Below are 25644 nucleotides of genomic sequence, written 5' to 3'. Positions count from 1 at the left end.
ATCCCCTCCCCCGCTTCATGCGGCTGGATTGTTGAACCTTGGCACTGTCACTCAAACGCCAGTTCACAAATATACGGCATACTCTATGTATTTAGTCATTTTAACCACGGGAAGCCCATGGTAGCAAGTCGTTTTCACGTCCTGTTATTTTTTGATATATTTCCGTTACTTATTGGGTTTGGGATTTGCCGAATGGCCGCTAGACCTCAACGGTGGACACGGTCGGAACGCCGCTTTTCGAACCGGCGGATGAAGGCGTTGATATCGCTGCCGGTGCGCCGGATTTCTCTCTTTCTGATCAGGACGGACATGACACGTGCCGCAGTCGAAAAGGTCATTTCATCAAGGGGGCTGTCGCTGCTCCAGGGCTTTGTCAGTCGCTCGGTAATGGCGCTGACCATATTGTTCGGCAGAATATCTGTGCAATTGCGCATGTGATCGAACGCGACTGCGATCGGAACCGGCATGCCCTGATAGTAGACCGCCGGAGCATCTGCACCTTCGACCCAATCGTCATAGGCCTCCAAGGCGTCGCGGAACAGCTGGTGCAGCGTGATCGGCGCATGTCCTTCATGAAGTTGTGGTAACAGGTTGTTCATCTGCACATCCTCGCATCGTTGCAAAATACGGTGTTTGATGTCGACAGAAATCGACCCGACGCCTAATGCGCAGGGAAGCGGAAGGTTCCAGGCTATTGCCAAAAAAATTGAGAACCGCGCCGAGCCGCCGCTTCGCGGCGGTTTAGGGGCGGGGATGGCCTCCCATATGGATTGTTTCAGTGCAGCCCGCCGACGCCAAGTAGCCGCTCCACCGCATCGTGGTCGCCAGCCAATGCAGCCGGCGTTCCGCTCCAAGCAACCCGCCCTCGTTCCAGGACGATGACCTGATCGGCGAAATCGAGCGCGCTCTGAATCCGCTGTTCCACCAGGAGAATGGTCATGTCGCCGGCGTTGGCGAGTGATGCGAAGGCCTTCATCAACTCCTCGCAGATAACGGGTGCAAGACCTTCGAGTGGCTCGTCAAGCAGCAGCACGGACGGGCGACCGAGAATGGTCCGCGCCGTCGACAGCATCTGCTGCTCGCCGCCGGAAAGCTGCGAGCCAAGGTTCCGCTTGCGCTCGAACAGGCGCGGGAACATCGCGTAGGCTTCCTGCAGGTCGCTTTTCGGCCGGTCCTTCAGGCCGACGAACAGGTTCTCCTCGACCGTTAGCGTCGGAAAGATGCACCGCGTCTGTGGCACGTAGCCGAGACCGGTGCGAGCCCGCAGGGCGCTCGAAATGCCGGTGACGTCGGTTTCCCCGATGCGGATTTTTCCGTCGTACCGCCGTGTCTGGCCAGCAAGCGTGGCCAGCAGTGTCGTTTTGCCCATGCCGTTGCGGCCGAGAACAGCCAATCGGGCACCGGCGGGAACGGAAAAGGATACGTTTTCAAGGACGCGGGTCGGACCGTAGCCGGCCGAGAGGTTTTCAACTTCAAGCGGCGTGGCTGGCATTGGCATAGCTCCCCAGATAGGCCTCGCGCACGGCGGCATTCTTGGTGACATCGACGGGCAAGCCGTCGAAGATGATGGTTCCAGCGGCAAGCACGATGACGCGCTTGGCGAAGCGGAAAACCAGATCCATGTCGTGCTCGATCATCAGCACGGCGAGATCGGCGGGCAGCTCTGCGAGCGCCTGCTCGATGCGGCCGGTATCGCTCTGTGGCACGCCAGCCGCAGGCTCGTCGAGAAGCAGGACCCTGGGCTTCAGCGCCAGCGCCACGGCGATCTCGAGCAGGCGCTGCTGGCCGTAGGCGATCTCGCTCACCTTGCGGTGCATGAGATGGACAAGGCCAAGCGTGCAAAGCAGTGCTGTTGTCTCATCCATGATATCGGGCATCGACAGGAAATTGCCGAACATCGCCCCTGCCCTTCCGTCGCGTTGAAGGATCGCCAGAGCGACATGCTCGGCCGGGGTCATGTCCTGAAAGAGCCTTGTGACCTGGAAGGACCGGACCAGACCGCGGCGGACGCGGCCGATCGCATCGATCCTGGTAACGGTTTCGCCGTTGATGCGGACCTCTCCTGAATCCGGACGGAGATTGCCGGTCACGAGATTGACGAAGGTGGTCTTTCCCGCGCCGTTCGGCCCGATCAGTGCGACCCGGTCACCCGGCGCCATGGACAGTGTCACATCATTGGTGACGGCAAGACCGCTGAAGGCCTTTTTCAGATTGAGAACTTCGAAAACGGCGCTCACGGGCGTTTCTCCCCACGGCGGGCGACAAAGGCGGCGGCCGTTCCGTAGAGACCCTTTGGTGCGAAAAGCACGACGGCAATCAGCAATGCACCGACCATCGTTAGCCAGTGGAAGGGGTTGGCGGCAGAGACATAGTCTTCGAACAGCATGAAGACCACGGTGCCGGTCAGTGCGCCGAACAACGAACCGGTGCCACCAAGGACGAGCATCACGAGCGACTCCGCCGAAAGCGTGAAGGACAGGCTGTCGAGGCCGACGACTTGCGTCGAGATGGCATTGAGCGCGCCGCCGACGCCAGCGACAGCACCGGAGATGACATACATCTTGATCAGCGCGGCTTTGGGCGACGCGCCCATGGCGATGATGCGCAGCGGGTCTTCCTTGATACCGCGGCAAAGCATGCCAAAGGGCGAACGAACGAGGAAACGCAGCAGGATAAGCACGGCGAGCAGCAATGCGACACCGAAGACATAGGCAGTTTGGCCCCAGAGGTCGAACTCGAACATACCGAACAGTGGATCGGTCGAAATTCCAGAGAGACCGTCACTGCCACCAGTCCAGGAGGACGCCTTGTTGGCGAGTTCGTGGAACAGGTAGATGAGCGCGATCGACAGGACGAGCTGCGGCAATCCGTGGGCTCGAAGAATGATGACGCCACAGACGAGCCCCGCTGCTGCTCCGCCGACGATGCCCGCCAACGTCATCAGAAGCGGATCGGCGATGCCGTAATGCGCGGATATGATGCCGGCAGCATAGGCGCCTGAGCCGAACAGAGCCGCATGGCCGAGTGTCGCCACACCGCAATAGCCGGTGACGAGGTCGAGCGACAATACGAGAAGGGCAATGGCGATGATGCGGGTCAAAAGGGCAAGATTGTCGGGGAAGAGAAGATAGCCGATTGCCGCCGCGGCGATGATGGTGCCGATGCCCATCAGGTCGCGGACGAAGGGGCGGTTTTGGCGGGCGGTCGTTGCGACCGTTTTGTGGCTCATAATGACTGTCATCCTAGCGTACCCGTCCGGCAAGACCACGTGGGAAAATGCAGATGATGGCGATAACTGCGAGGTAGAAGAAGAACTCACCAAACTCCGGCATCAGATAGCGTCCGGTCGTATCGATGCCGCCGAGCACGAGACAGGCGAGCAAGGCACCGGGGATTGATCCCGCGCCCCCCACGGAGACGACCACCAGGAAGGTCACCATGTAGCGCAGTGCGTAGTAGGGCTCGACCGGAAGCAGTTCGGCGCCGAGCACCCCGCCGAAGGCGGCAAGACCGACCGCGACTGCGAAACTCACCGCATAGATGATCTCGGTGCGCACACCGAGCGCCGCCGCCATAGAGGCGTTGTCGACGGAGGCACGCAGCTTGACGCCGAAGGCCGTCTTCTCGATCGCATACCAAAGCGCACCGGCGACGATGAGGCCGCAAACGATAGCGAAGATGCGATGCGTGGCGATCGAGCGGAAACCGAGATCGGCGGAGCCCTGCAATGTGGGTGGCAACGGGATCGTCTTCAGGGTTGGTCCAAAGACGTAGTTGGTGATGCCGATGATGCAGAAGGTGATGCCGATGGTCATCAGAACCTGGGTCAATTCGGGAGCGCCGTAAATCCGGCGATAGAGCAAACGCTCGATCGGGATCGAGATGGCCACTGTGCCGAACACGGCAAGCAGGATGGCCGCGGCATACCCCAGACCGAGTGATTGCGCCGCATAGGACGCGATGTAGCCGCCGATCATCGCAAAGGCGCCATGGGCAAGATTGACGACGCGCATCAGCCCCATGGTGACCGAAAGGCCAATGGAGATGACGAAGAGCACCATGCCATAGGCAAAGGCATCGACGGCTATGCTGAAGAATGTCTGCATCGAACTGGTTCCGATACGGTTGTGCGCAGTGCGCTATCGAGCCCTCCCCTCCCCCATAAAAGCGAGAGCGGGATTTATCGGCCACCGTCAAAAGCCGACGATGGCCGAACTCCAGGTGCGGGTCAAACCGCCTGAGCCGCTCTACTTGGCAGCGGCGAGACCTGGGTCGCCCTGCTTTTCGAAGGTCTGGATTTCCTTGTTGTAGTAGGTACCGTCATCCGCCTTGGTAACTTCACGCAGGTAGATGTTCTGGGTGATGTGGCGCGATTCAGGATCAATCGAGACCGGACCGCGCGGGCTGATCCAGGACAATCCCTTGACGGCATCCACGGCCTTCTGTGCATCCTGCTCTCCACCCGTCGCTTCGATCATCTTGTAGATGACGTTCATGCCATCGAAGGCACCGACTGAGGGGAAGGACAGCTCGGCGGGATTGCCGATGGCTTTTACCGCGGCTTCGACGAAAGCCTTGTTTTCGGGAGAATCGTGGGAAACCGCGTAGTGAAACGTCGTCTGGATGCCGAGAGCGGCGTCGCCAAGCGCCGGCAGGTCGGATTCCTGCGTCAAGTCGCCCGGGGCGAAGAACTTGATGCCGGCGTCCTTCAGGCCATTTTCATTGTAGGCTTTTACAAAGCCGAGTGTCGTTGGCCCGGACGGCAGGAAGGCAAACACGCCTTGCGCGCCGGAATCCCTGATGCGCTGCATGATCGGGCTGAAATCGTTCGTGGAAAGCGGAATGCGGATTGCCTCGACGACCTGCCCGCCTTCCTTTTCAAACGCGGCCTTGAAGGCATTTTCGGCATCGACCCCCGGACCATAATCGCTGACGACGGAAATAACTTTGGCAACGCCTGCGTCATGCGCGACCTTGGCGATTGGCGTCGAAGTCTGCCAGGTGGTGAAGGAAGTGCGCACGACGAACGGGCTCTTGGTGACGATTGCCGAGGTCGCGGCGTTCATGATGACCAATGGCACATTTGCCTGCTTCAGGATCGGCGTTACCGCCATCGCGTCCGGGGTGAAATAGAAACCGGCGAGATATTGCACCTTCTCCTTGACCACCAGTTCCTGGGCCAGGGCCTTGGACTGAGCAGGATCCGGTGCTGGCAGATCGCGGTAGATGACTTCGATTGTGTCGTCGCCGACCGATGTGCCGTTCATTGCCATATAGGCGTCGATGCCGGCCTTGAAATTCTTGCCCTGGAGAGCGAAAGGCCCGGAGAATGGGCCAACCACGCCGACTTTGATCGTATCTGCATGGGCTGCACTGCCCATGATGATTGCCGCAAACGCGGTGATGACTACACGTTTCATATTTTCCTCCCTGAACGGCCGGCATGCTCCCGGGAGCCGGCGCGCAACGGCTGACATTACAGCGGGCCCAGTGTGTCACGCCGAATGGTGATGTAAAATGAAATAACAGCGGCGCTTTCATAAGCAAATGATTATGAATGTGGGTGTGTGTCCATCCCCCTCTCCTCCCCTCTTACACCGAGTTAGAGAGCATGAGGCAGCAAGGGGCGGCACTGCAGCGGGAAACGAATCGTGATCATTTACAGCGGAGGTGGGTGAGTCGGGCGTGCCAGAGGTCCCGCGGCCAGCTTCTGCCTGACGCTGGGTGATTGTGCACATGAATCATTGCGCGCGGACCATCGCTGCTTGGCTCTTGTTGCCGTTGATGAACACCTTGGATTCATGGGTGAATCATGTGTTGGGCCGCGCCGGACTCATTTTCTTATCCCGTCGTGTTAACCTTCTGTTAACCAATAACTTCTTGCGCGAATCGTTGCGTTGCGTATCGTCACGGTTATATCTCCCATCCGGCCATTTTACCGTGACGAAAGTTTTTGAACGTGAGCAATGCAATTCGAGCGACCAAGATTGAGCGCAAGACCGTCGATGAGACGATCGGGGATCATGCGGCGGTTATCAGTTCGCAGCTGCAAGCGATCAGCGAGGCCCTTTTTCCGCCAACGGCCAACAAGACTTTGCGGCGGTTTACCTCTGGCGAGGCGGCTCGCCTGATGGGCGTCTCGGATTCGACGTTGCGCAAAATGACGCTTGCCGGCGAAGGACCGCAGCCTGAACTCACCAGCAACGGACGCCGCCTCTACACCCTGCGGCAGATCAACGAATTGCGCGAGAAGCTGGCACAGACGGCGCGGGGCCGCGAAGCCTATAACCTCGTGCCGCGTCGCGGCCCCGATGATCACCTCCAGGTCATCGCCGTCACCAATTTCAAGGGCGGCTCGGGCAAGACGACCACGTCTGTGCACCTGGCACAATATCTGGCGCTGCAGGGATATCGGGTGCTTGCCGTCGACCTTGATCCGCAGGCAAGCCTTTCCGCCCTCCTCGGCGTCCTGCCGGAAACCGAAGTCAGGTCGAACGAAACGCTTTACGCCGCCATCCGATATGATGAGGAAAAGCGGCCGCTGGCGGAGGTCATCCGCAACACCTATTTCGACGGCCTCGATCTCGTGCCGGGCAATCTTGAGCTGATGGAGTTTGAGCATACGACACCGCGCGCCTTGACGAGCGGCCCCCGCGACGGAGACGGAATTTTTTTCACCCGCGTCGCGCGTGCGCTCGATGAAGTTGCCGACGGCTATGACGTCGTCGTCATCGATTGCCCACCGCAGCTCGGTTACTTGACGCTGAGTGGCCTTTGCGCGGCAACGTCGATGGTAGTGACGATCCATCCGCAGATGCTCGATGTGGCGTCGATGAGCCAATTCCTGTTGATGACGCATGACCTCCTGGCCGTCGTTCGCGAGGCTGGCGGCGAACTGAAATATGATTTCATCCGCTATCTTCTCACTCGCTATGAACCTCAGGACGCGCCGCAGACCAAGGTCGCCGCCCTCCTTCGCAATCTGTTCGACGATCACGTCATGACCAATCCGATGGTGAAGTCGGCAGCGGTTTCCGATGCTGGTCTGACTAAGCAGACGCTCTACGAGATCGGCCGGGAGAACCTGACCCGGTCGACCTATGACCGGGCGATGGAAGCACTCGACGCGGTGAACGGCGAAGTCGAATCCCTCATTCGGCAAGCGTGGGGGCGCACGCCAAAATGAGTGCTCTCCTCCCATCGCCCGCAGTTTGTTGGGAGCTCCCAACAGCGCATTTCAAACGATTCCGTACTTCGCCAGATGAACGGGATCTTTCGAGTGGCATATCCCTTTGGTCAAAGAGGTGTGTCACCCGGCCAGACCTGTTGGGAGCTCCCAACGTCTGCTGTTTCCAAGGCGCCGCACCTCAGAAACTTTTAAATCAGGGTGATCTGCCGTGAGCCGAAAAGATACCGTCAACACTTTGTTTATGCGCCGGCCGGAGGGCTCCGCTCCAGTTGCAGGCGCTGAAAAAAGTCCGGATCGCGTCCGCACGGGCGCCATTTCGGCAATGGGCGCGTCACTGCAGGAAATGACCGAGGGTGCGCGCAGCGCCGCAAAATTGCAGGAGCAACTGGCGTCCGGATCGACGGTGATCGATCTCGATCCGTCGCAGATCGATAGTTCCTCTGTGAGCGATCGAATCTCGATAGCGATCGATCCCGGCTTTGAGGCGCTCGTCGAGAGCATCCGAGAAAATGGACAACAGGTTCCGATCCTCGTTCGGCCCCAGGCTGCTGTGCCCGGACGCTTCCAGGTGGCTTATGGCCGCCGGCGTCTGCGGGCAGCAGCCATGCTTGGCAAGACGGTCAGGGCCATTATCCAGACACTGACAGACAACGAGCTCGTCATTGCGCAAGGCAAGGAAAATCTCGACCGGCAGGATCTGTCCTACATCGAAAAGGCTCAATTCGCCCGGCGCCTCGAAGATGGCGGCTACGACCGTACGACGATCATGGCGGCGCTTTCGACCGACAAGGCTGACCTCAGCCGTTACATCTCGATCGCGCGCAGTATTCCGGAATATCTGGTCCAGGCGATCGGACCGGCGCCAAAGGCGGGCCGGGCGCGCTGGGCGGCATTGGCCGATCGGATGGAGCGGAAACAGGACACGCTCGATGCCCTGATCGCGGGCGCGGAATTTCTAGCGACTGACAGTGATACGCGGTTTGGCCGTGTGTTCGAAATGCTCGGCGCCGAGCCGGCGAAGAGAAAGCCGAAGGCGCAGGAATGGAAGAATCCGCAGGGCAAGAAAGCAGCGCGGATCGAGCGGGACGATGTTCAGACCCGGATCGTTTTCGATGAGCGGCAAGTGCCAGAATTCGGCGGTTACCTCGCCGATCGGCTGGACGATCTCTACGCGGAATTTACGGCCAGCCGCAAACAGGATGGCCGGCACTAGCTTACGCCGGGCGCCCAAGTGGGCACCCAAAGATCAACGGCTATCGAAGGATGGGTAGCAGACGAAAATCGGCAAAGAAAAAGGCCCCCGAAATGCATTCCGGAAGCCCTTCTCGACTGTTTGGCGACTGAGAGAATCACACTTCCTGGAATCGTAGTCAAGTCTCTTCATTGAGATCGGCGTCATTTTGACGAGCTGAGTAGCTTTGCCCCGACGAAAGGCAGAGGCGATGGAAGGTGGAAGTGTGGCGACGCCCTTTGGGCGGCGGGCGATGACGCTTGGCATGTTGGCCAATCAGGTCATGGCGCGAGAGATCGAAGACGGCAAGACAGTCGACAAGTGGAAACTCTTCCGGGCGTTGTGCGAGGCAAGGCCGCTGATCGGCGTCACCGATCGGGCGCTCGCGGTCATGAATGCGCTTCTGAGTTTCTATCCAAAGGACGAACTATCAGAAGCGCACGGGCTCGTTGTTTTCCCGTCCAATGCACAGTTATCACTGCGATCCCACGGGATGACAGAACAGACGATCCGACGTCATCTTGCGGTGTTGGTCGAAGCTGGGCTCATTTTTCGCAAGGATAGTCCAAACGGTAAACGTTATGTGCGTAGGAACGGCGCCGGTGCGATCGACGAGGCCTTCGGCTTTTCTCTGGCGCCGCTTCTTGCACGCGCGGACGAAGTCGAACGCCTGGCGGCACAAGTGACCGCGGAACGACTGCATCTGCAGCGGCTTCGCGAGCGTTTGACGCTCTGCCGGCGCGACGTCGCCAAGCTGATCGAGACGGCCGTGGAGGAGGGCGCCAGGGGCGACTGGGAGATGATCAGCCTGCATTTTCGCGCCTTGGTTACCGCAATTCCACGCACATCGACACCGGATGTGCTGGCGACGGCCCTCGAAGAGATGGAGATGCTTCGCGACGAGATCGTCAATCTCTTGGAAATGCACGTCGATTCGAAGAAAATAAGCGGCAATCCCTTCCAAAATGATCGGCACATACAGAATTCAAATACCGAATCCATATTTGAACCTGAACCTGCAATCGAAACGAAGCAGGGCGAAAAATCCGAAATCGATCGGCAAACATTGCCCGTGACGAGGGGGCACAAAGATGTAGATCATGGTAAACGCGGCGTTAATACGGCCAGTGCAGCCAACGAAGGTCATCGCAGTCTGCCAGGTGCGGGCATCAAGGCGTTTCCGCTGGCTCTGGTGCTGCAGGCATGCCCGCAGATTGCCGACTACGGGACAGGCGGAGCCATTTCGACCTGGCGCGATCTCATGGCGGCGGCGGTTGTCGTGCGCTCGATGCTTGGTGTCAGCCCCGACGCTTATCAACAGGCTTGCGAGATACTCGGAGCGGAAAATGCCGCAACCGTGATTGCCTGCATTCTCGAGAGGGCGGGGCATATCAACTCCGCCGGCGGCTATATTCGAGACCTGACGCGACGCGCCGAAAGGGGAGAATTCGCCATCGGCCCGATGCTGATGTCGCTCGCGAGAGCCAACGGAAATTCTGTGAGAAAGGCAGGCTAGAAAGAGGTGATTAACCTTTATTTTCTATTGAAAAGGCTGTGCCCATTGCCCGTGAATTATGAGTGAGCAGGTCCCTATGCGTCTTTCCCGAACCAATTTTTCGAACCCCTTCGATCACACGGGAGAGCAGCCCGCAGACCACGACGATCATCTGGCGAAAGCCGAGCATCAGCGGCGCGTCTACGGTTCGCCGATCGATCCGAACGGCGAGGAAAATGCGACCGGAACCGATACGGACGCCATGGCTGCAAGCGAAATTGAGGGGCGCGAGGATGCGCCGGTGTGGCAAAGCGCCTTTGTGCTTAGACCCAATGTGCGCTTCACCCGCACGCCGGAGAGCGTCTATTCGAAGCGCTCGCCCGCTGAAGCCAAAAAACAGCCAGTGCCTACCGATACGGATCTCGAGACAGAGGAGAGCGCCACGAAGGACGTTGCTTCGACCGTCGAAAATCCTGTGGCAGGTGAAGCAACCGTTGCCATAGCGCAAGCAGAGCAGGCGGCATCCGGCATTCAGTTGCTTTCGCTGCGTCTCCAACGGGAGATGGAAATGCAGGCGGATGCCATCCCAGTCTTCGAAGCCATGGAGACTGCCGCAATTGATCTCGCCTGCTTTCCGGCTGACGAAGATTCGCAGCCCGTGGACGTCTGGGAAACAGCCGCGAAACGACCGAATGCCCTGTACGATGTTTCCGATGAAGTGTTCTGGAGTGCCTTGGATATGGCTGCCGATATGGACGTGCTGATGCCTGTGGCGCGTTGGCAGGCGCCCGAGTTTCAGGTGACGCCGGATTCAGTCACGGCACTCTATCGGGAGATAGGCGTCAGGCCCGCGAGCGCGCCGTCGGCGGGGCTCCTTGTGGCAAGGACCGCGTTTGCCAAGGCGCCTGAGAAGTTGCCGCTGGTGAAACTCGCGGAAGTGAAATCGCGGCTTCCGGCGGCGCGGGCTCCTATCGAGCCGGTCCACGACGCAACTCCGCCGGCGACCACGTCTAAACCGGTTCGGGAGATCAAGCCTGAGACCGTGGCGAAGATCGCCGATATCTCGATCGGCCTCGACACCGGCGACTATGTTTTCCCGCCCGTTACGCTTCTGCAGGAACCGTCCGTCCAGGAAACGGCCATCATTACCCAGGAGGCGCTGGAGCAAAGCGCCGGCCTGTTGGAAAGCGTGCTGGAGGATTTCGGTATTCGCGGCGAGATCATCGATGTGCGGCCAGGACCAGTGGTGACGCTCTATGAATTCGAGCCGGCGCCGGGCGTGAAATCCTCACGGGTCATCGGCCTTTCGGATGATATTGCACGCTCCATGTCGGCCCTGTCGGCGCGCGTCGCGGTCGTGCCGGGCCGCAACGTCATCGGCATCGAACTGCCGAACCCGGTCCGTGAGACCGTCTATTTCCGCGAACTGATCGAATCCGAAAACTACGGCGAGACCCGCTTCAAGCTAGCGCTATGCCTGGGCAAGACGATTGGCGGGGAGCCGGTGGTGGCCGAGCTCGCCAAGATGCCGCATCTTCTGGTCGCTGGTACCACGGGTTCGGGCAAATCGGTGGCGATCAATACGATGATCCTCTCCTTGCTCTATCGGCTAAAGCCGGAGGAATGCCGCCTGATCATGGTCGATCCAAAGATGCTGGAACTGTCGGTCTATGACGGTATCCCGCATTTGCTGACGCCGGTTGTAACCGATCCGAAAAAGGCCGTGATGGCGCTGAAATGGGCGGTTCGCGAAATGGAAGACCGCTACCGCAAGATGTCGCGGCTCGGCGTGCGTAACATCGATGGTTTTAACGCGCGCGCCGCATCGGCTCGGGCCAAGGGTGAAACGATCCTTTGCTCGGTACAGACCGGGTTTGATCGCTCGACCGGCGAGGCAATCTTCGAGCAAGAGGAAATGGACCTCGCGCCGATGCCCTATATCGTCGTCATCGTCGATGAAATGGCAGACCTGATGATGGTCGCAGGCAAGGAGATCGAGGGCGCCATCCAGCGGCTCGCTCAGATGGCACGCGCTGCCGGCATTCACCTGATCATGGCGACGCAGCGCCCTTCGGTTGATGTCATCACCGGCACGATCAAGGCCAACTTCCCGACCCGCATTTCCTTCCAGGTGACTTCCAAGATCGACAGTCGGACGATCCTCGGCGAGCAGGGCGCAGAGCATCTGCTGGGGCAGGGGGATATGCTGCATATGGTCGGCGGCGGGCGGATCGCGCGTGTCCATGGTCCCTTCGTGTCGGACGAGGAGGTCGAGAAGGTGGTCGCGCATCTGAAGACGCAAGGGCGCCCGGAATACCTTGGCACCGTAACCGAGGATGCCGAGGACGCCGACGAGGCCGCGGAGGAGGACAGCACGGTTTTTGACAAGGGCGCGATGGCCGAGGAAGACGGCAACGATCTCTATGACAAGGCGGTCAAGGTTGTGCTGCGTGACAAGAAGTGCTCGACCTCCTACATCCAGCGCCGTTTGCAGATCGGCTATAACAGAGCCGCTTCGCTCGTCGAGCGAATGGAGAGGGAAGGGCTTGTCGGACCGGCAAACCATGTCGGCAAACGCTCGATTCTTTCCGCCGTCCGCGAGACGATAGAGGTACCGGCTAGCGATGAGGATTGATCTCGTCCTGCGAGTGGCGCGGCGCCTGCCGAAAGACCAGCTGTCCTGGTGTTGACAACTGCACCAGCGAAAACAATCAAAGTCCTGGGACCTGGTGAGATTGACGCGCGGCGCGACCTCCTGGCCCAGCCAGGCGGTCCCGTGAGCATCGGGGTGAAACAGAGAGACAAAAGGTTGCGTCAGTCGCGACCAGGACCACTCGCTTGGGAGCCGTGGGACTTGCCTCGATGCTTGGATAGAATTTTCAGCTTTTTGCGGAGCGCAGAAGTGTCTATCTGTGTTCCGCACGAGGCCAGTCCGCCGATGGGGCGGTAAGGCAAATGATCGAAGGAAGACGCTATGGCAACCGGTACCGTAAAATGGTTCAATGCAACGAAGGGGTTTGGTTTCATCCAGCCCGACGACGGCAGTGCGGATGTTTTCGTCCATATTTCCGCAGTGGAGCGGGCCGGCATGCGGGGTCTGAACGATGGGCAGAAGATCACCTATGAGCTGGTAAAGGATCGTAAGACCGGCAAGATGTCGGCGGACAATCTGCAGGCCTGAGCTGACTGCTCAACAAATGTTCGGAAGGCTGGGTTCAACCCGGCCTTTTCCGTTTCTGGCTTGGGGTCTATTTGAGTGTCATCACCCAAGACCGGGAATGGAGGAGGGGGGCGTCTCCGGACCCATATGGACCGGCGGCTGTTTCTTCGAAAGCGCGGCGGCGGCGTCCCGCGCGGCCCGAATGCGCATATTGGGCAGGCCGCGGTGCTGGCGACGAACTGAATCCGATCGGCAAGCGGTCAAGACGGGAGAAGCGGGGAGGCGTAACTTCCACCGACGGCCAGGCGCATCTTTACGATATCCGAACCGCTGCTGTGGCAGAGTGCAGCGTCGTCCGTAGAGTTATTTTCCGGGTTCTGCGCGATGATTTGGGCGATTCTCCCACCAGAAAACAAAACGACCGATAAGCCGGCATTATCGGTCTCTTTTTATATATGACAGCCTGTGCGGATTATGGCGCCGTAGGCATCTAAACCGCTCGTTTCGATTTACTAGAAGGGATGGTTCCAGAATGTCCTTGGGTCCTGGGACGGAGGACTCCGACCGCGGAAAGGCCGCAGGCGCGGCCACACTGCCACCAAGAGGTGCGGTGACTCAAAGCGCGTTTTTATAGCCGCCTGTGTAGAAGCGAACGCTTGTCGCCAACGCGCTCAGCAGTGCTGACTTCCAGTAACTCTCACCTAAAGTCACAATTTCCGTACGTGCATCCCCTTCAAGTGAACGTCGTCGCCCCTCCGCATCGCGGCCACCCATCTCCATCTCCTGCAACTTTGTTGCCTGATCGAAGATCAAATCAACTGCGGCCAGCTGGTATCGCGAGGCAAGTCGTAGAACGCTGGGACGCATTCGTATAGGGATGAAGGACAAACGCCGCGTCGCGCGCAACGCCATGCACTTGTGCCCGCTTGCCGTCATGGATCACGATACCGTCAAACAGCGCAGGTCGTACCTGCTTTCGCGGCTGTCATCGCCCACGGCCGCCGCCACCGCGCCCGCCACCACCGCGACCGCCGCCACCATGAAAGCCACTGCCCCCGCGCCCGCCACCGCCGTGGAAGCCACTGCTCCGGGAGCCGCCGCGATCGAAGTTCTGGAAACTTCCACCGCCTTGCGGAAGGCGTCCGTAGCTGCGGCTCAGTTCGTTCTGATTACCGAATTGCCGCCCTGCGCGGTCAAATGAAAGATGCTCGGGTGCCCGTTCACGAACTTGGCGTTGCTGCTGTGTGCGTCGCGGAGCGGGTCTATTTTCGGCGCGGCTCTGGATACGCTGTGCTGCCTGCGGATTTTTGGCTGAGATGCGGGTGGGGGTGTTCTTCAGATTTTCGCCAGCCGGCCGCTGCACAGGCTGCCAGCCATCCGGGGTGTGCTTCTGCCATTGGCCATTGTCGCGGCGATAGACGTTGCCGTCGCGTCCGGCATAAACATCTCCACCCTTGCTGCCAACAATGAAGCCACTGTTGCCCTGCGTATTGCTCCAACGCAACCCGCCCGCCGTTCCCGTCGAGCCGCCGCTTACGCGCGCAAACTCGCCGCCTTGCTTGACGACGGCCTTGCCCCACGAACCATAGACATTCTGTCCGCCCTTGGCGGCAAATGCATTGCCCGTGCGCGGATTATAGGCCGAGACGAACCCTCTTGCTCCATCGGGGCCTGCAGCCACACCGCCACGGATGTATGTCCCTGTTCTCGGATTGTAGGCTGCACCGCCGACGATGCCACGATTTGGTCCATAGGCATAACCGTAGCGCCCGAATGTTCCGTAGGCGGGGTTGTAGAAAGCACCCACGCCGTAGCTCACGGGGCCGGGATAGTACGGCCGATAGTCGTCATTGTCGTCGTCGTCCCAATAGGGCGGATAGTACCATCCTGTACCCCAGACGAGGGCATCCCATGCCAGATAGGCTCCCAGGTAACCGAGGGTATACCCATACCAGACAGCATCCGTTTCGGTGTCATAGGTGTGCACATAGGTGACGTTATAGACCGGCGAAGACGGCGGGATCGTATAGATCTCGTCTGCGACGGCGCGCGCGACAGCAAAAGGTCCGGTTGGCGTGTCGCCGACAAACCAGATTCCGTCCTTGAGCACGAAGTATTTCTCGCCAACCTTGATGACCTGCTCGTTCGAATTGACCGCATAGAACATCGATGTCCCTTCGATCGATTCGAACTGCGGATCGCCGCTATAGCTCACGTCTACTTTCACCGATCCGTCGGTCAGGACCCGCGCCAGTTTCGGGATGCTGGCCTTCAGGCGCGCCTCAGCGCTTTCCGAGGTACCAGGTATCGAAGCGCGAACGGCGTAATAGGGCGCATCGTCCGGGATGTTCAGGAAGTCCTCAGGTAGATTGGGCGTGGCGAAGGTCCAGGGGCCGTCGAGCGTGGCCGACGAGAACCAGCGGCCCGATAAGAGCGTGTACCATGTCTTGCTGGCCGTGTGGTAGAAGACACCGCTTGTCGTATTGGATGTCCATTCGAGGCCTGTGCCAGCAACCGGCTCGAGTACCGGCTTGCCGTCAAAAATCATCAGTTCGGCCGGTTTTGCCGAATAGAAGACTTTCGGGACGACCTTGTCGGCAAAAGCGGTTGGCGGAAGCGCTGCTTTCGTTTCCTTCCAGTTTTCATCGTCGGGCAGGCTGGAGACGAGGCTCGGGACGGTGTCCGCCTCGATCCAGCCGGTATCCAGACTGGCGGACTTTAGCCAGTTCTTTTCGTCGCGCAGGTAATAGGCATTCTCTGCATCGACCTTGAAGATGTCCCAGTTTGTATTAACGACGAAGGACAGGCCTTTCACGCCCTTGACCGGCGCGAAGATGGCCTTGCCATTCGTCTGGACGAGGATTGCCGGCGTTTCGCTGGTGAAAATTGGTGGCGGATCAGCCTTGATGCCGTTGACGTTCGCAAGCCGCTTGTAAGCCGTCATGCTCGCCGTCAGGCGCTCCTGGGAGACCGTGATCGGATCCGTCGGCAAAAGTTTCCCGACTTCCAGCGCAAGCTTCGCGAGTTGTTTGCGCTCAAGCGTCGAAAAATCCAAGCGGGTGGTCTTGATCTCGGTAAGAACGACATTTCCTGTTTCGTCATCAGCCACGGTTTTGGCGGCAACGCCGATGACGCCGTAAATCGGCTTGGCATCCGCCACCTTCAGTTCCGTGGCGATCAGAGCTTCGAGGCGGGTGAAATCCGGCCAATCGGTTATCTGCGGCTGAAAAAGCGTGATGGTCGCTCCGGTATCGGTCGTGAAGATTCGGGGCCAGGCGGGCGCGCTAGCTTCGGACTGGTTGAGGTATTTGCCGCTGACAAAACCGTTCTTTCCGGAATAGGTTACGGCACACCAGGTGCCGCCGGAATCGCATTCCTTGATATCGACTTGTTCACCTTGCGAAATGAGGCCAAAGGCGTCGAAGTCCGTTCCGGGGCCTGCTCGGAAGTTCACATTGGCCGTCAGGACCGCGGGGTCGGCAAAGACCGATGTCGAGAAGAATGAAGCAATCGTCAGATAGGCGAACATCCTGCGCATGAGTGTATCCTTTCCCCTGCAATAGACGATCGGCAATTGGGTCGAGACCTCAAATCCCCACCTCTGCATTCATCCAGGACCGTTCAACTGGGGCGCATCGGCGTCCCACGTCCCTGACATGTTTCGGCTGGTGACTGCCGCCCGAAAGCCAGGATTACCACGTCCCTTTGCCTGACGGACTGACGGAACCAGATCCTGCGGTTTGAGCACTTCGACGAAATCCAACAGGCGGAAAGCTATCGGGACACCGCAATGCTGAGCTTACGCGTATGCAAAGGCCAAAAGGTCTCGGTTTTTTGCAGATGCTTTCGTGGCGCAAACCTAAAGCCAGCCCCAGCAAACCCCGCCCTGCGCAGCCCGGTCACAATCGGTCGGCATTGTCGCATGATACTCCAGATCAGACCCGTCCGGTAGTTTTCGATCATTAGAACAACCGGCCCCTGGTCGATGCCGAAATGATAGGGACTTGTCCACCATCCGGTCCGACTGTCCTCGACGGCATATGTCAGGTTGAACGACGGCTTGAAACCGTAAAGCCGGGTCATGCCGAGGTTCATCCTCGCAAAGTTGCGGACGGTCGACACGACGATCTCCGGCGCGAACGGCAGGGATGCCACGACGACCCATGGCGCGACGGTCCCGTCATCCGGTCCGAAGGGAGCGCCACGGGCGATATAGTCGAAGAACTCCCGATCGACACCGTCTATCGTCCGCTTGCCCCAGCCGGGCCCGTCGCACGCGGTTAACCCCCAGCAATGTTCGCCATAACCAGCAAAACCCATTGGATTGCGAATGGCATACTCCTGTTGCACAAACGTGGGCCCTGGGCAAAGTGAAATTCGAGCCGAAGCGCACCGCGCAGTTGCTCTCTATGGAACGGGACAGGGACTGACGTGCCAGATCTCGTTGGCATATTCAGCGATGGTGCGATCGCTGGAAAACTTTCCTGAGCTGGCGATGTTAAGGATTGCTCTTCGTGTCCAGGCTTCCTGCTTGGTGTAGAGTGATTGAAGACGCAGGTCCGCCGCCATGTATGAGCCGAGATCCGCCAGGTGCCTGTATGTGTCACCGCCAATCAAAAGTATGTTGCGCAAGGCATCGACAATCATCGGTTCGTGGCGGGTGAAATGGCCGGACAAGATCAGGTCAAGAACGGCGCGCGTCTCAGGCTCGTTCTCATAATGCCACCAGGGATTGTACCAGTCGCGGCCTGCGGCGACTTGCTCAGCTGTCAGCCCAAACAGAAAGAAATTTTCTTCGCCTGCTGCCTCGGCCATTTCGATCGTTGCACCGTCACGCGTACCGATGGTCAAAGCGCCGTTCATCATGAATTTCATGTTGCTGGTGCCGCTTGCTTCGTATCCGGCTGTGGAGATCTGGTTTGACACGTCGCTCGCGGGAATTAAGCGCTCAGCCATCGAGACACAGTATTCGGGAAGAAATACAACCCGGAGGCGACCATGGACGGCGGGATCGCCATCGATCGTGTCTGCAAGATTGTTTAAAAACTTGATGATGAGCTTTGCCACTTGATAGGCGGGCGCGGCCTTTCCGGCGAAGAAGAACGTACGCGGCTGCATGTCGACGTGCGGGTTTTCGCGGAGCCGGTTATAGAGCGCGACTATTCGTAGACCGTTCAATAGTTGTCGCTTGTATTCGTGGATCCGCTTGATCTGGCTGTCGAAGATCGTGTCCGGATCAACCTGGATACCGGCCTGTGACTTCAACCATTCGGCAAACCGCAATTTTGCTTGGCGCTTGGCCATGCCGACGGCAGCGATGAATTCACCATCCTCGGCAAGGGGCTTCAGCAGCTCGAGGTCGGCCATGTTCGTGATCCAGCGGTCACCGATGGCATTGGTGATGCAATTGGCAAGGCCGGGATTCGACATTAGCAGCCAACGGCGCGGTGTAACGCCGTTTGTCTTGTTGCTGAAACGGTCCGAATACAGTTCGGCGAGATCCCTCACCGTTACGTCCCGCAGCAGCCTCGAGTGTATCGCAGCAACGCCATTGGTGCTGTGGGAACCTGCAATCGCGAGATGCGCCATCCGTACCAGGTGACCGGCGCCGCGCTCAACAATGCCTGCACGCTCGGCACGGTCATTGTCCTCAGGCCAGCGCGTGACGATCTCTTCCCTCAGCCGGCGGTCGATCTCCAGTATGATCTCGAGATGACGCGGGAGCATGAGTTCAAACCACCGAAGCGGCCATTTCTCCAAGGCTTCCGGAAGGAGCGTGTGGTTCGTGTATGCGAGCATCCGCTTCGTGATGTCCCAGGCAAGCTCCCAATCCAGGCCTGCGTCGTCCAGCAAGATGCGCATCAGCTCGGGAACGGTCAGACAAGGATGCGTGTCGTTGAGCTGGATTGCGACCTTGTCGGGCAAGCAGTTCCAGTCGGAATTGTTCAAGCGGAAGCGCCGCACAAGATCCGCCAGCGAACACGCTACCAGGAAGTACTCCTGAACGAAGCGCAGGCCTTGGCCCATGCTGGTGGAATCATCGGGATAGAGCACGCGGGTGACAGTCTCCGCCGTCAGGCGCTCGGCTAGCGCGCTGACAAATTCACCGGCGCTGAATCCCTGGAAATCAAAACTGTTGGTGGCTGCCGAAGCCCACAGTCGCAAAGTGTTGATGGTCTTTCCCCCATATCCGACAATCGGCCTGTCATAGGGTATGCCAAGCAGCGTCGAAGCGCCGGCGGTCGCTTTCAGGTTTCCTCCGCGCACTTCGAAGGAGCATCCGAACTCGATCGTGACCGCCAATTGCGGGCGCGCCACCTCCCAGGGATCCGGTCTGCGCAACCAGTTGTCGGGCTGCTCGCATTGCCAGCCATTCACGATCTGCTGCTTGAACATACCGTATTCGAAGCGCAAGCCGTAGCCCATGCCCGGCAATTGCATGGTTGCCATGGAATCCAGGAAGCATGCCGCTAACCGCCCAAGCCCGCCGTTGCCTAGTCCCGCGTCGGGCTCCTGTGCCAGTATGGCAAGCTCGTCCAGCTGATTTTCCGCAAAGAACCGACGGGCCATCGGATCAAGCCGCAGGTTGAGGATATTGTTGCTCAGCGACCGGCCGATCAAAAATTCCATCGAGAGATAATAGACCCGCTTCGGATTTTCCCGGCTATAGGTCTCTTCCGTCTGTTGCCAGCGCTGAGAGAGGACGTCGCGAACGGACCGGGCGATAGCCTCATATCGTTCCCGATCTCCGACTTCAGAGGGGGACAGGGCGTTGTCGAAAAGCAGGTGGCGTTCATAGAGCGCGTTATTGCTCCCGTTGAACTTTATCGGGCCGCAGCCATATTGCGGCGGCAGATCATCCGGCGCGTTGTAGAGTGGGAAGCGCGTTGGAAACGCTGCGTATCCGCGGGTCATCTCCGCGATCTCGGGCTTGCGGCCTGCGCCTCGTTTATTTCGAGCACTGCTCGGAAGGCTCGGACAACTGCCGTCTGTATGGTCTGTGCCATTACCTCCCCCTTCAACGCCGCTTTCAATAGTTCATTGCGTCCGCGCGCAATTTTCGAGCAGCAAAGTTCACCCCGTACGGGATATTTCTATCCAGACGGGAAAGGCTGCGAAAAGTGCTCGACAACGCCTCTGACGCCGCGAACACTCTCTGCGACGATCCGCGCGGCTCTCCTGCACTCAGGCGTCTCGACGTTACCCCACAGATGAACCATCCCGTCGGCTACAGTCACTTTCACGTCGAGGCCTTCCAGACCGGTGTTTTCTGCAAGGCGGACCGCGATGCTGAGCTGAATGGCCTCATCGCCTGCTGCGGTTTGATCCGGCTTGGCCACCAGAATTGCCTGCAACAGGTCCGCCCGGCTGACGATGCCGACCAGTTCGCCAGCTCTTGTTACGGGAATGCGCTTTATGCCGCGCTCCTGCATCAGCTGGGCTACGCGCGTAAGCGAGGCGTCCTCGTCAATGGTCACGAGATTGCTCGTCATCGCGTCGCCGACCCTCCACGAGCTGCGTTTGACATAGGCGCTGGCTCTCTCTTCGGCAGGCATGGCTTTCTCGGCAAGCGATACGGTCGCTTCGCTTCCCAGTTCCGTCCTTCGGATCAAATCGCCTTCGCTGATGATACCGAGCAGACGTCCGTCGTCGTCGACGACCGGGATGCCGCTGACCTGATTATCCAGCATCATCTTGGCGGCCTGCCTGACACTGTGGTCAGGTGATATTCTGACGACTTTTATCGTCATGACATCTTTGACGCGCATCTCGGTTCGAACTCCTGCATGGATTTCTGCACTCGACCGTTGCGGGGACAACTTAAACCTGTTGCGACAATTCGACAATCAGCTCGTGACGACGAGTCGTAAATTGTGTGAGGCGAAAACCCGCTCGCTCTTATTCTTTGGTGGCGAATAGCCTGCTGCCAGTTTTAGGTCGCTGAGGCATTCGCTCCCGAGCGTCACCTTTCGATGAAAGTAGAGGAGGAACGGGCACTCGATCCGGGTGAACTGGCCCAGCTATAAAATGAATGTAACAATCCGGTGCTATCGTGTATCGTGCACGCGTTCCCATCTATTCAGCTAGCTTTGTACTTCCAGCACTGCGGCAATGTCGTTCAGGCCTGCCGACTGATCCTGATCCGGTTGCAAAGGAGTGGACAAGATGTCCGAGCTATCAAGCGTATCGTCGATTCCGGCATTTGCCGACACATCCGCGAACTATTCAGTCGACGCATGGCAACGTTGGATTCTGTTTCTTGACGTGATGCGTCGGCGTGCCGAGCAGTATGAGGAGCACGCGGCGCAAAGAGCGCCGCACGTGCTGGACTATGAAGCCGAGCTCATCTCCGACGCCCGGACCTTCGCGGAGCCGGTCAACTACGGCCTCGTTCGCATTGTTCCACCCGCCGGGATCGTGATCGATCCGCTCAAACGCCCCTTTGTCGTCGTCGATCCGCGGGCTGGGCACGGCCCGGGTATCGGCGGTTTCAAGGCCGACAGCGAGATCGGCGTGGCAATGAAGGCAGGGCATGCCTGCTATTTCATCGGCTTCCTGCCCGACCCCATGCCCGGCCAGACCATCGAGAAGATCGCGCGCGCCGAGGCGCAATTTCTGGAAATCGTGGTTGCTCGCCACCCCGAGGCGGACGGCAAGCCCTGCGTCATCGGCAACTGTCAGGCGGGATGGGCGGTGATGATGCTCGCCGCGCTGAGGCCGGAGTTGTTCGGACCGATCATTGTCGCGGGCTCGCCACTCGCCTACTGGGCCGGCGTGCATGGACAAAATCCTATGCGCTATTCCGGTGGGCTTCTCGGCGGGAGCTGGCTGACGGCACTGTTCGGCGATCTTGGCGCTGGAAAATTCGACGGCGCCTGGCTTGTCCAAAATTTCGAGAACCAGAACCCGGCCAATACCCTGTGGACCAAGCAGTATAACCTCTATTCCAAGGTCGATACGGAGGCCGAACGCTATCTTGGTTTCGAGCGCTGGTGGGGAGGGCATGTCACGCTCAATGCGGAAGAAATGCAGTTTATCGTCGATGAACTGTTCATCGGCAACAAGCTCGCTGCGGGAGAAATCCGCACCTCTGATGGGACGGCCGTCGACCTGCGTACGATCCGCTCGCCGATCGTCGTCTTTTGCTCCAAGGGAGATAACATAACGCCGCCGCAGCAGGCGCTCGACTGGATTCTCGACCTCTACGACAGTGTCGATGAAATTCGTTCGCTTGGTCAGACCATCGTCTACGTCGTGCACGAAAAGATCGGTCATTTGGGGATTTTCGTCTCCGGCGGTGTCGCCCGCAAGGAGCATGACGAGTTCGCATCCAACATCGATCTCATCGACGTGCTCCCCCCGGGCCTCTACGAAGCGGTCCTCGAGCCGAAAGGAGAGGCGATGGAGCATCCGGAGCTGGTGACCGGCGAGTGGGTCATGCGCTGCGAAAGACGCACCCTCGACGACATCCGCGCTCTCGGGGGCAACGACATTCAGGACGATAACCGGTTTGCCGCCGCGGCGCGGCTCTCGGAGATCAACCTTGCGCTGTACCGCGCCTTTTTCCAGCCTGCGGTGAAAGCCGCCGTGAACCCGTCATGGGCAGAGGCGATGCGGCGATTGCATCCGCTTCGCCTGAGCTACGAGATGTTTGGCCCGTCCAACCCATTTCTCGCCTGGGTTCAGGGGGCGGCGGAGCTTGTTCGCGAGGACCGTCGTCCCGCAGATGCGGACAATCCCTTCCTCGCCCTCCAGGAGCAGGTTTCCGGGCAGATCGTCGAGGGACTGGAAAGCTGGCGCAAGATGTCCGAAAGGCTGGCAGAGGAAACCTTCGGCGTGGTCTATGGTTCGCCTGCGCTGCAGGCTGCACTCGGCGTCGATCCACAGTCCAACCGCCCGCCGCGCCAGGCACCAAAGAGCATGCTGACCAGCGCGCTGGTCGAAGCCCGAACCGTAGCGTTGAGAGAAAAAATACCCCAAGGCGGTCCCCTTGAGGCTCTGGTGCGGTCGCTGCTGTTCGTCAGCATGGCGCGTCGTGGCGGGGCTGACGAACGCGGATTCGAGGCGATCCGCAGGATCCGGCGTGACCATCAAGGCGCTAGCCGGTTGAACCTGGCGGCGTTCAAAGCACTGGTGCGGGAACAGTATTACATCCTGCTGAACGATGAGACGGCAGCGCTGGCCGCTATCCCTACGATGCTTCCGAAGGAGATCGACGAGCGCCGGGCCGCGTTGGAGGTTCTTCGGGGCGTGCTTGAGGCGTCCGGGGCGTTGAGTGACACGGCGGCCGAGCGCTTCCAGCGGGTGACCGAGCTTTTTGATCTTGGAAAGGGAGAGGTGAGCAGCGAGCCGACGCCCATGCCGGCCCGCGCCGCGCCTCGCAATCGTAGCGCATGATCAAGACAGTAGGAGTTTTCCATTGGCTGACACGACCGCGACGACCCATGAACCATCGAAATACGACCGCCTGATAGCGGCCGCGCAGGAGGTCCCGTCCGCGGTCATGATCGTGGCGCACCCCTGTGACGAAACCTCGCTGCGCGGCGCGCTGGAAGCCGCCGAGCATCGTCTGATCGTTCCGGTGCTGATCGGGCCTGAAGCGAAGATTCGCCAGGTGGCGGCCGACAACGGGCTTGATTTGCGGGCGCACGAGATCATCGACGTGCCGCATAGCCACGCCGCTGCGGCAAAGGCGGTGACCCTGATCCGGGAGGGAAAGGGCGAACTCCTGATGAAGGGCAGCCTCCATACCGACGAACTGATGCGCGAGGTCACCGCTTCTGCGACCGGGCTTAGAACCGAACGGCGCATCAGCCACGTGTTTGTGATGGACGTCCCCGGCCATGCCGACACGCTCTTCATCACCGATGCGGCGATCAACATCTTTCCCGATCTGGATGTCAAACGCGATATCGTGCAGAACGCGATCGACCTCTGGGTCACGATCGGTCTCGGCGAGCCGCGGGTGGCGATCGTGTCAGCTGTCGAGACGGTTACAACGAAGATTCCCTCGACTATCGAGGCGGCGGCCCTGTGCAAGATGGCCGATCGCGGCCAGATCACCGGGGGAGTGCTCGACGGCCCGCTTGCGTTCGATAACGCGATAAGCGTTGAAGCCGCTCAGATCAAGGGGCTCACGTCACCAGTGGCGGGCCGGGCGCAGATCATCGTCGTGCCTGACCTTGAAGCCGGTAACATGCTGGCCAAGAACCTGACTTTCCTCGCCCATGCCGACGCGGCCGGAATTGTGCTTGGCGCGCGCGTACCGATCGTGCTGACGTCGCGGGCGGATTCGGTGCGCAGCCGCCTTGCTTCGTGCGCCGTCGCGACCCTTTACGCGGCCGCCCGCCGGCGGCTGACGCAAGTGGCGGCTTGACGCATGGACGCGATCCTTGTAGTCAACGCCGGCTCGTCAAGCCTCAAGTTCCAGATCTTCGAGGTTGCCGGCACGCGATTGGAGCGCCGCGTTCGCGGGCAGATGGATGGCATAGGAACCCGGCCCCGTTTGCGCGCCACCGCCGCCGACACCACGGCGCTGGTCGATCGCAGTTATGAGCCGGGAGTGGTGAAGGACCTGCCAGCTGCCATCACTGAGACCCGCACCTGGCTGCAGTCGCTCGAAGGCGTTACGCTCAGAGCCATCGGCCATCGCGTGGTTCACGGCGGGCCGGATTATGCGCAGCCGATCCTGATCGACCATGACATTCTCGACAAGCTCGCGACTTTACAGAAGCTTGCACCGCTGCATCAGCCCAACAATCTGGCACCAATCCGCCTTGCCATGGACATCGATCCGGATGTTCCCCAAATCGCGTGTTTTGACACGGCCTTCCATCGTGGCCACGCTGCCCATACCGACTGTTACGCCTTGCCATGGGCCTTCTACGAGGACGGCATTCGGCGCTATGGGTTCCATGGCCTTTCCTACGAATATATTTCCGAGCGGCTGGCCGAGGTGGCGCCCGCCGTCGCGCAGGACCGCATCATCGTTGCGCATCTTGGCAGCGGCGCTTCGATGTGCGCACTGCGCAACGGCCGCAGTCTTGAGACGACCATGGGGTTCACGGCTCTCGACGGCCTGCCGATGGGCACCAGGCCAGGCCAGATGGATCCAGGTGTCGTTCTCTACCTGATCGACCAGAAGGGCATGAGCACCAGGGAGGTCACGGACCTTCTCTACCGGTCGTCTGGTCTCAGGGGACTGTCGGGCATTTCCGGCGATATGCGCGACTTGCTCGCCAGCGACGATCCGCGCGCGAGCCTAGCGATCGATCATTTAGTCCACCGCTGTGCGCTGAGTGCCGGGATGCTCGCCGGTGCGCTGGGAGGTCTGGATGCGTTCGTCTTCACGGCCGGCGTGGGAGAAAACGCTCCAACTATTCGGGCTCGCATTGCCGCGCGTCTGACCTGGCTTGGCGCCGAGCTTGATCCCGCGGCCAACGAAGCAGGCGCGATGCTGATTTCCACCGAGGCGAGCCGCGTCGCGCTCTATGTCCTGCCGACTGATGAGGAGTTGATGATTGCGCGCCATACGCTTGCACTTATCACAGCGTCTTGAAGTCAAACCT

At 59.6% G+C, this 25644-nt stretch carries 18 protein-coding genes and 1 pseudogene; 8 read left to right on the top strand and 11 right to left on the bottom strand.

Features of this window, described 5'->3' with window-relative positions; translation table 11 throughout:
- Positions 1 to 206 precede the first annotated feature (206 nt).
- The 6 genes from WI754_RS30565 to WI754_RS30540 form a co-directional block, all read right to left on the bottom strand.
- On the bottom strand, positions 207 to 599 hold the full coding sequence (locus WI754_RS30565; protein WP_341486421.1) for a hypothetical protein: 393 nt from the start codon (positions 597 to 599) through the stop codon (positions 207 to 209).
- 176 nt (positions 600 to 775) lie between these two features.
- The gene (locus WI754_RS30560) at positions 776 to 1492 is read right to left on the bottom strand and encodes an ABC transporter ATP-binding protein (protein ID WP_341486420.1); all 717 of its coding nucleotides are present in this window, start codon (positions 1490 to 1492) and stop codon (positions 776 to 778) included.
- A complete protein-coding gene (locus WI754_RS30555; RefSeq protein ID WP_341486419.1) occupies positions 1473 to 2237 on the bottom strand; it encodes an ABC transporter ATP-binding protein in 765 nt (254 codons plus the stop codon). The genes WI754_RS30560 and WI754_RS30555 overlap by 20 nt, the downstream gene beginning before the upstream one ends.
- On the bottom strand, positions 2234 to 3241 hold the full coding sequence (locus tag WI754_RS30550; protein ID WP_341486418.1) for a branched-chain amino acid ABC transporter permease: 1008 nt from the start codon (positions 3239 to 3241) through the stop codon (positions 2234 to 2236). The genes WI754_RS30555 and WI754_RS30550 overlap by 4 nt, the downstream gene beginning before the upstream one ends.
- Position 3242: 1 nt before the next feature.
- Positions 3243 to 4106 carry a branched-chain amino acid ABC transporter permease gene (locus tag WI754_RS30545; protein ID WP_341486417.1) on the bottom strand — a complete coding sequence of 288 codons (864 nt, stop codon included), beginning with the start codon at positions 4104 to 4106 and terminating at the stop codon, positions 3243 to 3245.
- A gap of 141 nt (positions 4107 to 4247) precedes the next feature.
- On the bottom strand, positions 4248 to 5420 hold the full coding sequence (locus tag WI754_RS30540) for an ABC transporter substrate-binding protein (protein ID WP_341486416.1): 1173 nt from the start codon (positions 5418 to 5420) through the stop codon (positions 4248 to 4250).
- 539 nt (positions 5421 to 5959) lie between these two features.
- Here WI754_RS30540 and repA point away from each other — a divergent pair.
- From repA to WI754_RS30515, 5 genes are all read left to right on the top strand, one after another.
- Positions 5960 to 7186 (top strand): plasmid partitioning protein RepA, encoded by a 1227-nt coding sequence (gene repA, locus WI754_RS30535; RefSeq protein ID WP_341486415.1) that lies wholly within the window; start codon positions 5960 to 5962, stop codon positions 7184 to 7186.
- A 211-nt stretch (positions 7187 to 7397) separates the two neighbouring features.
- On the top strand, positions 7398 to 8402 hold the full coding sequence (repB, locus tag WI754_RS30530) for a plasmid partitioning protein RepB (RefSeq protein ID WP_341486414.1): 1005 nt from the start codon (positions 7398 to 7400) through the stop codon (positions 8400 to 8402).
- Positions 8403 to 8631: 229 nt separating this feature from the next.
- Positions 8632 to 9936, top strand: a complete 1305-nt coding sequence (repC, locus tag WI754_RS30525; RefSeq protein WP_341486413.1) for a plasmid replication protein RepC — start codon at positions 8632 to 8634, stop codon at positions 9934 to 9936.
- A 241-nt stretch (positions 9937 to 10177) separates the two neighbouring features.
- Positions 10178 to 12550 (top strand): DNA translocase FtsK, encoded by a 2373-nt coding sequence (locus WI754_RS30520; protein WP_341486615.1) that lies wholly within the window; start codon positions 10178 to 10180, stop codon positions 12548 to 12550.
- 339 nt (positions 12551 to 12889) lie between these two features.
- Entirely contained in the window at positions 12890 to 13096 is a 207-nt protein-coding gene (locus tag WI754_RS30515; protein WP_284004371.1) for a cold-shock protein, read from the top strand.
- 594 nt (positions 13097 to 13690) lie between these two features.
- Here the strand turns inward: WI754_RS30515 and WI754_RS30510 are convergent.
- The 5 genes and pseudogenes from WI754_RS30510 to WI754_RS30490 all read right to left on the bottom strand — a co-directional run bounded on the left by WI754_RS30510 (position 13691) and on the right by WI754_RS30490 (position 20844).
- Positions 13691 to 13987, bottom strand: a complete 297-nt coding sequence (locus tag WI754_RS30510) for a hypothetical protein (protein ID WP_341486412.1) — start codon at positions 13985 to 13987, stop codon at positions 13691 to 13693.
- A gap of 73 nt (positions 13988 to 14060) precedes the next feature.
- Positions 14061 to 16613, bottom strand: a complete 2553-nt coding sequence (locus tag WI754_RS30505) for an SH3 domain-containing protein (RefSeq protein WP_349438077.1) — start codon at positions 16611 to 16613, stop codon at positions 14061 to 14063.
- A gap of 338 nt (positions 16614 to 16951) precedes the next feature.
- A pseudogene (locus tag WI754_RS30500) lies at positions 16952 to 17431 on the bottom strand (glucoamylase family protein); the annotation flags it as partial.
- 51 nt (positions 17432 to 17482) lie between these two features.
- Positions 17483 to 19990 carry a glycogen/starch/alpha-glucan phosphorylase gene (locus WI754_RS30495; RefSeq protein ID WP_341486410.1) on the bottom strand — a complete coding sequence of 836 codons (2508 nt, stop codon included), beginning with the start codon at positions 19988 to 19990 and terminating at the stop codon, positions 17483 to 17485.
- A 179-nt stretch (positions 19991 to 20169) separates the two neighbouring features.
- Positions 20170 to 20844 carry a CBS domain-containing protein gene (locus tag WI754_RS30490; protein ID WP_341486409.1) on the bottom strand — a complete coding sequence of 225 codons (675 nt, stop codon included), beginning with the start codon at positions 20842 to 20844 and terminating at the stop codon, positions 20170 to 20172.
- A gap of 397 nt (positions 20845 to 21241) precedes the next feature.
- On the opposite strand from WI754_RS30490, the gene WI754_RS30485 reads away from it, so the two are divergent.
- The 3 genes from WI754_RS30485 to WI754_RS30475 are packed head-to-tail and all read left to right on the top strand — an operon-like array spanning position 21242 to position 25634.
- A complete protein-coding gene (locus tag WI754_RS30485) occupies positions 21242 to 23473 on the top strand; it encodes a DUF3141 domain-containing protein (protein WP_341486408.1) in 2232 nt (743 codons plus the stop codon).
- Positions 23474 to 23495: 22 nt separating this feature from the next.
- Positions 23496 to 24452, top strand: coding sequence for a phosphate acetyltransferase (locus tag WI754_RS30480; protein WP_341486407.1), 957 nt, complete (start codon positions 23496 to 23498; stop codon positions 24450 to 24452).
- Between the two features lie 3 nt (positions 24453 to 24455).
- Positions 24456 to 25634 carry an acetate/propionate family kinase gene (locus tag WI754_RS30475; protein WP_341486406.1) on the top strand — a complete coding sequence of 393 codons (1179 nt, stop codon included), beginning with the start codon at positions 24456 to 24458 and terminating at the stop codon, positions 25632 to 25634.
- Positions 25635 to 25644: the final 10 nt, after the last annotated feature.

The organism is Pararhizobium sp. A13, assembly GCF_040126305.1.
Lineage (GTDB): Bacteria > Pseudomonadota > Alphaproteobacteria > Rhizobiales > Rhizobiaceae > Pararhizobium.
This window is presented reverse-complemented; position numbering and strand designations above follow the sequence as displayed.

Coding starts and splice junctions, on each gene's coding strand:
- repC (WP_341486413.1), top strand. CDS start 8,632: ATGGAAGGTGGAAGTGTGGCGACGCCCTTTGGGCGGCGGGCGATGACG.
- WI754_RS30485 (WP_341486408.1), top strand. CDS start 21,242: ATGTCCGAGCTATCAAGCGTATCGTCGATTCCGGCATTTGCCGACACA.
- WI754_RS30495 (WP_341486410.1), bottom strand. CDS start 19,990: ATGACCCGCGGATACGCAGCGTTTCCAACGCGCTTCCCACTCTACAAC.
- WI754_RS30565 (WP_341486421.1), bottom strand. CDS start 599: ATGAACAACCTGTTACCACAACTTCATGAAGGACATGCGCCGATCACG.
- WI754_RS30545 (WP_341486417.1), bottom strand. CDS start 4,106: ATGCAGACATTCTTCAGCATAGCCGTCGATGCCTTTGCCTATGGCATG.
- WI754_RS30520 (WP_341486615.1), top strand. CDS start 10,178: ATGGCTGCAAGCGAAATTGAGGGGCGCGAGGATGCGCCGGTGTGGCAA.
- WI754_RS30510 (WP_341486412.1), bottom strand. CDS start 13,987: ATGGCGTTGCGCGCGACGCGGCGTTTGTCCTTCATCCCTATACGAATG.
- WI754_RS30490 (WP_341486409.1), bottom strand. CDS start 20,844: ATGCGCGTCAAAGATGTCATGACGATAAAAGTCGTCAGAATATCACCT.
- WI754_RS30515 (WP_284004371.1), top strand. CDS start 12,890: ATGGCAACCGGTACCGTAAAATGGTTCAATGCAACGAAGGGGTTTGGT.
- WI754_RS30560 (WP_341486420.1), bottom strand. CDS start 1,492: ATGCCAGCCACGCCGCTTGAAGTTGAAAACCTCTCGGCCGGCTACGGT.
- WI754_RS30475 (WP_341486406.1), top strand. CDS start 24,456: ATGGACGCGATCCTTGTAGTCAACGCCGGCTCGTCAAGCCTCAAGTTC.
- WI754_RS30505 (WP_349438077.1), bottom strand. CDS start 16,613: ATGCGCAGGATGTTCGCCTATCTGACGATTGCTTCATTCTTCTCGACA.
- WI754_RS30540 (WP_341486416.1), bottom strand. CDS start 5,420: ATGAAACGTGTAGTCATCACCGCGTTTGCGGCAATCATCATGGGCAGT.
- WI754_RS30550 (WP_341486418.1), bottom strand. CDS start 3,241: ATGACAGTCATTATGAGCCACAAAACGGTCGCAACGACCGCCCGCCAA.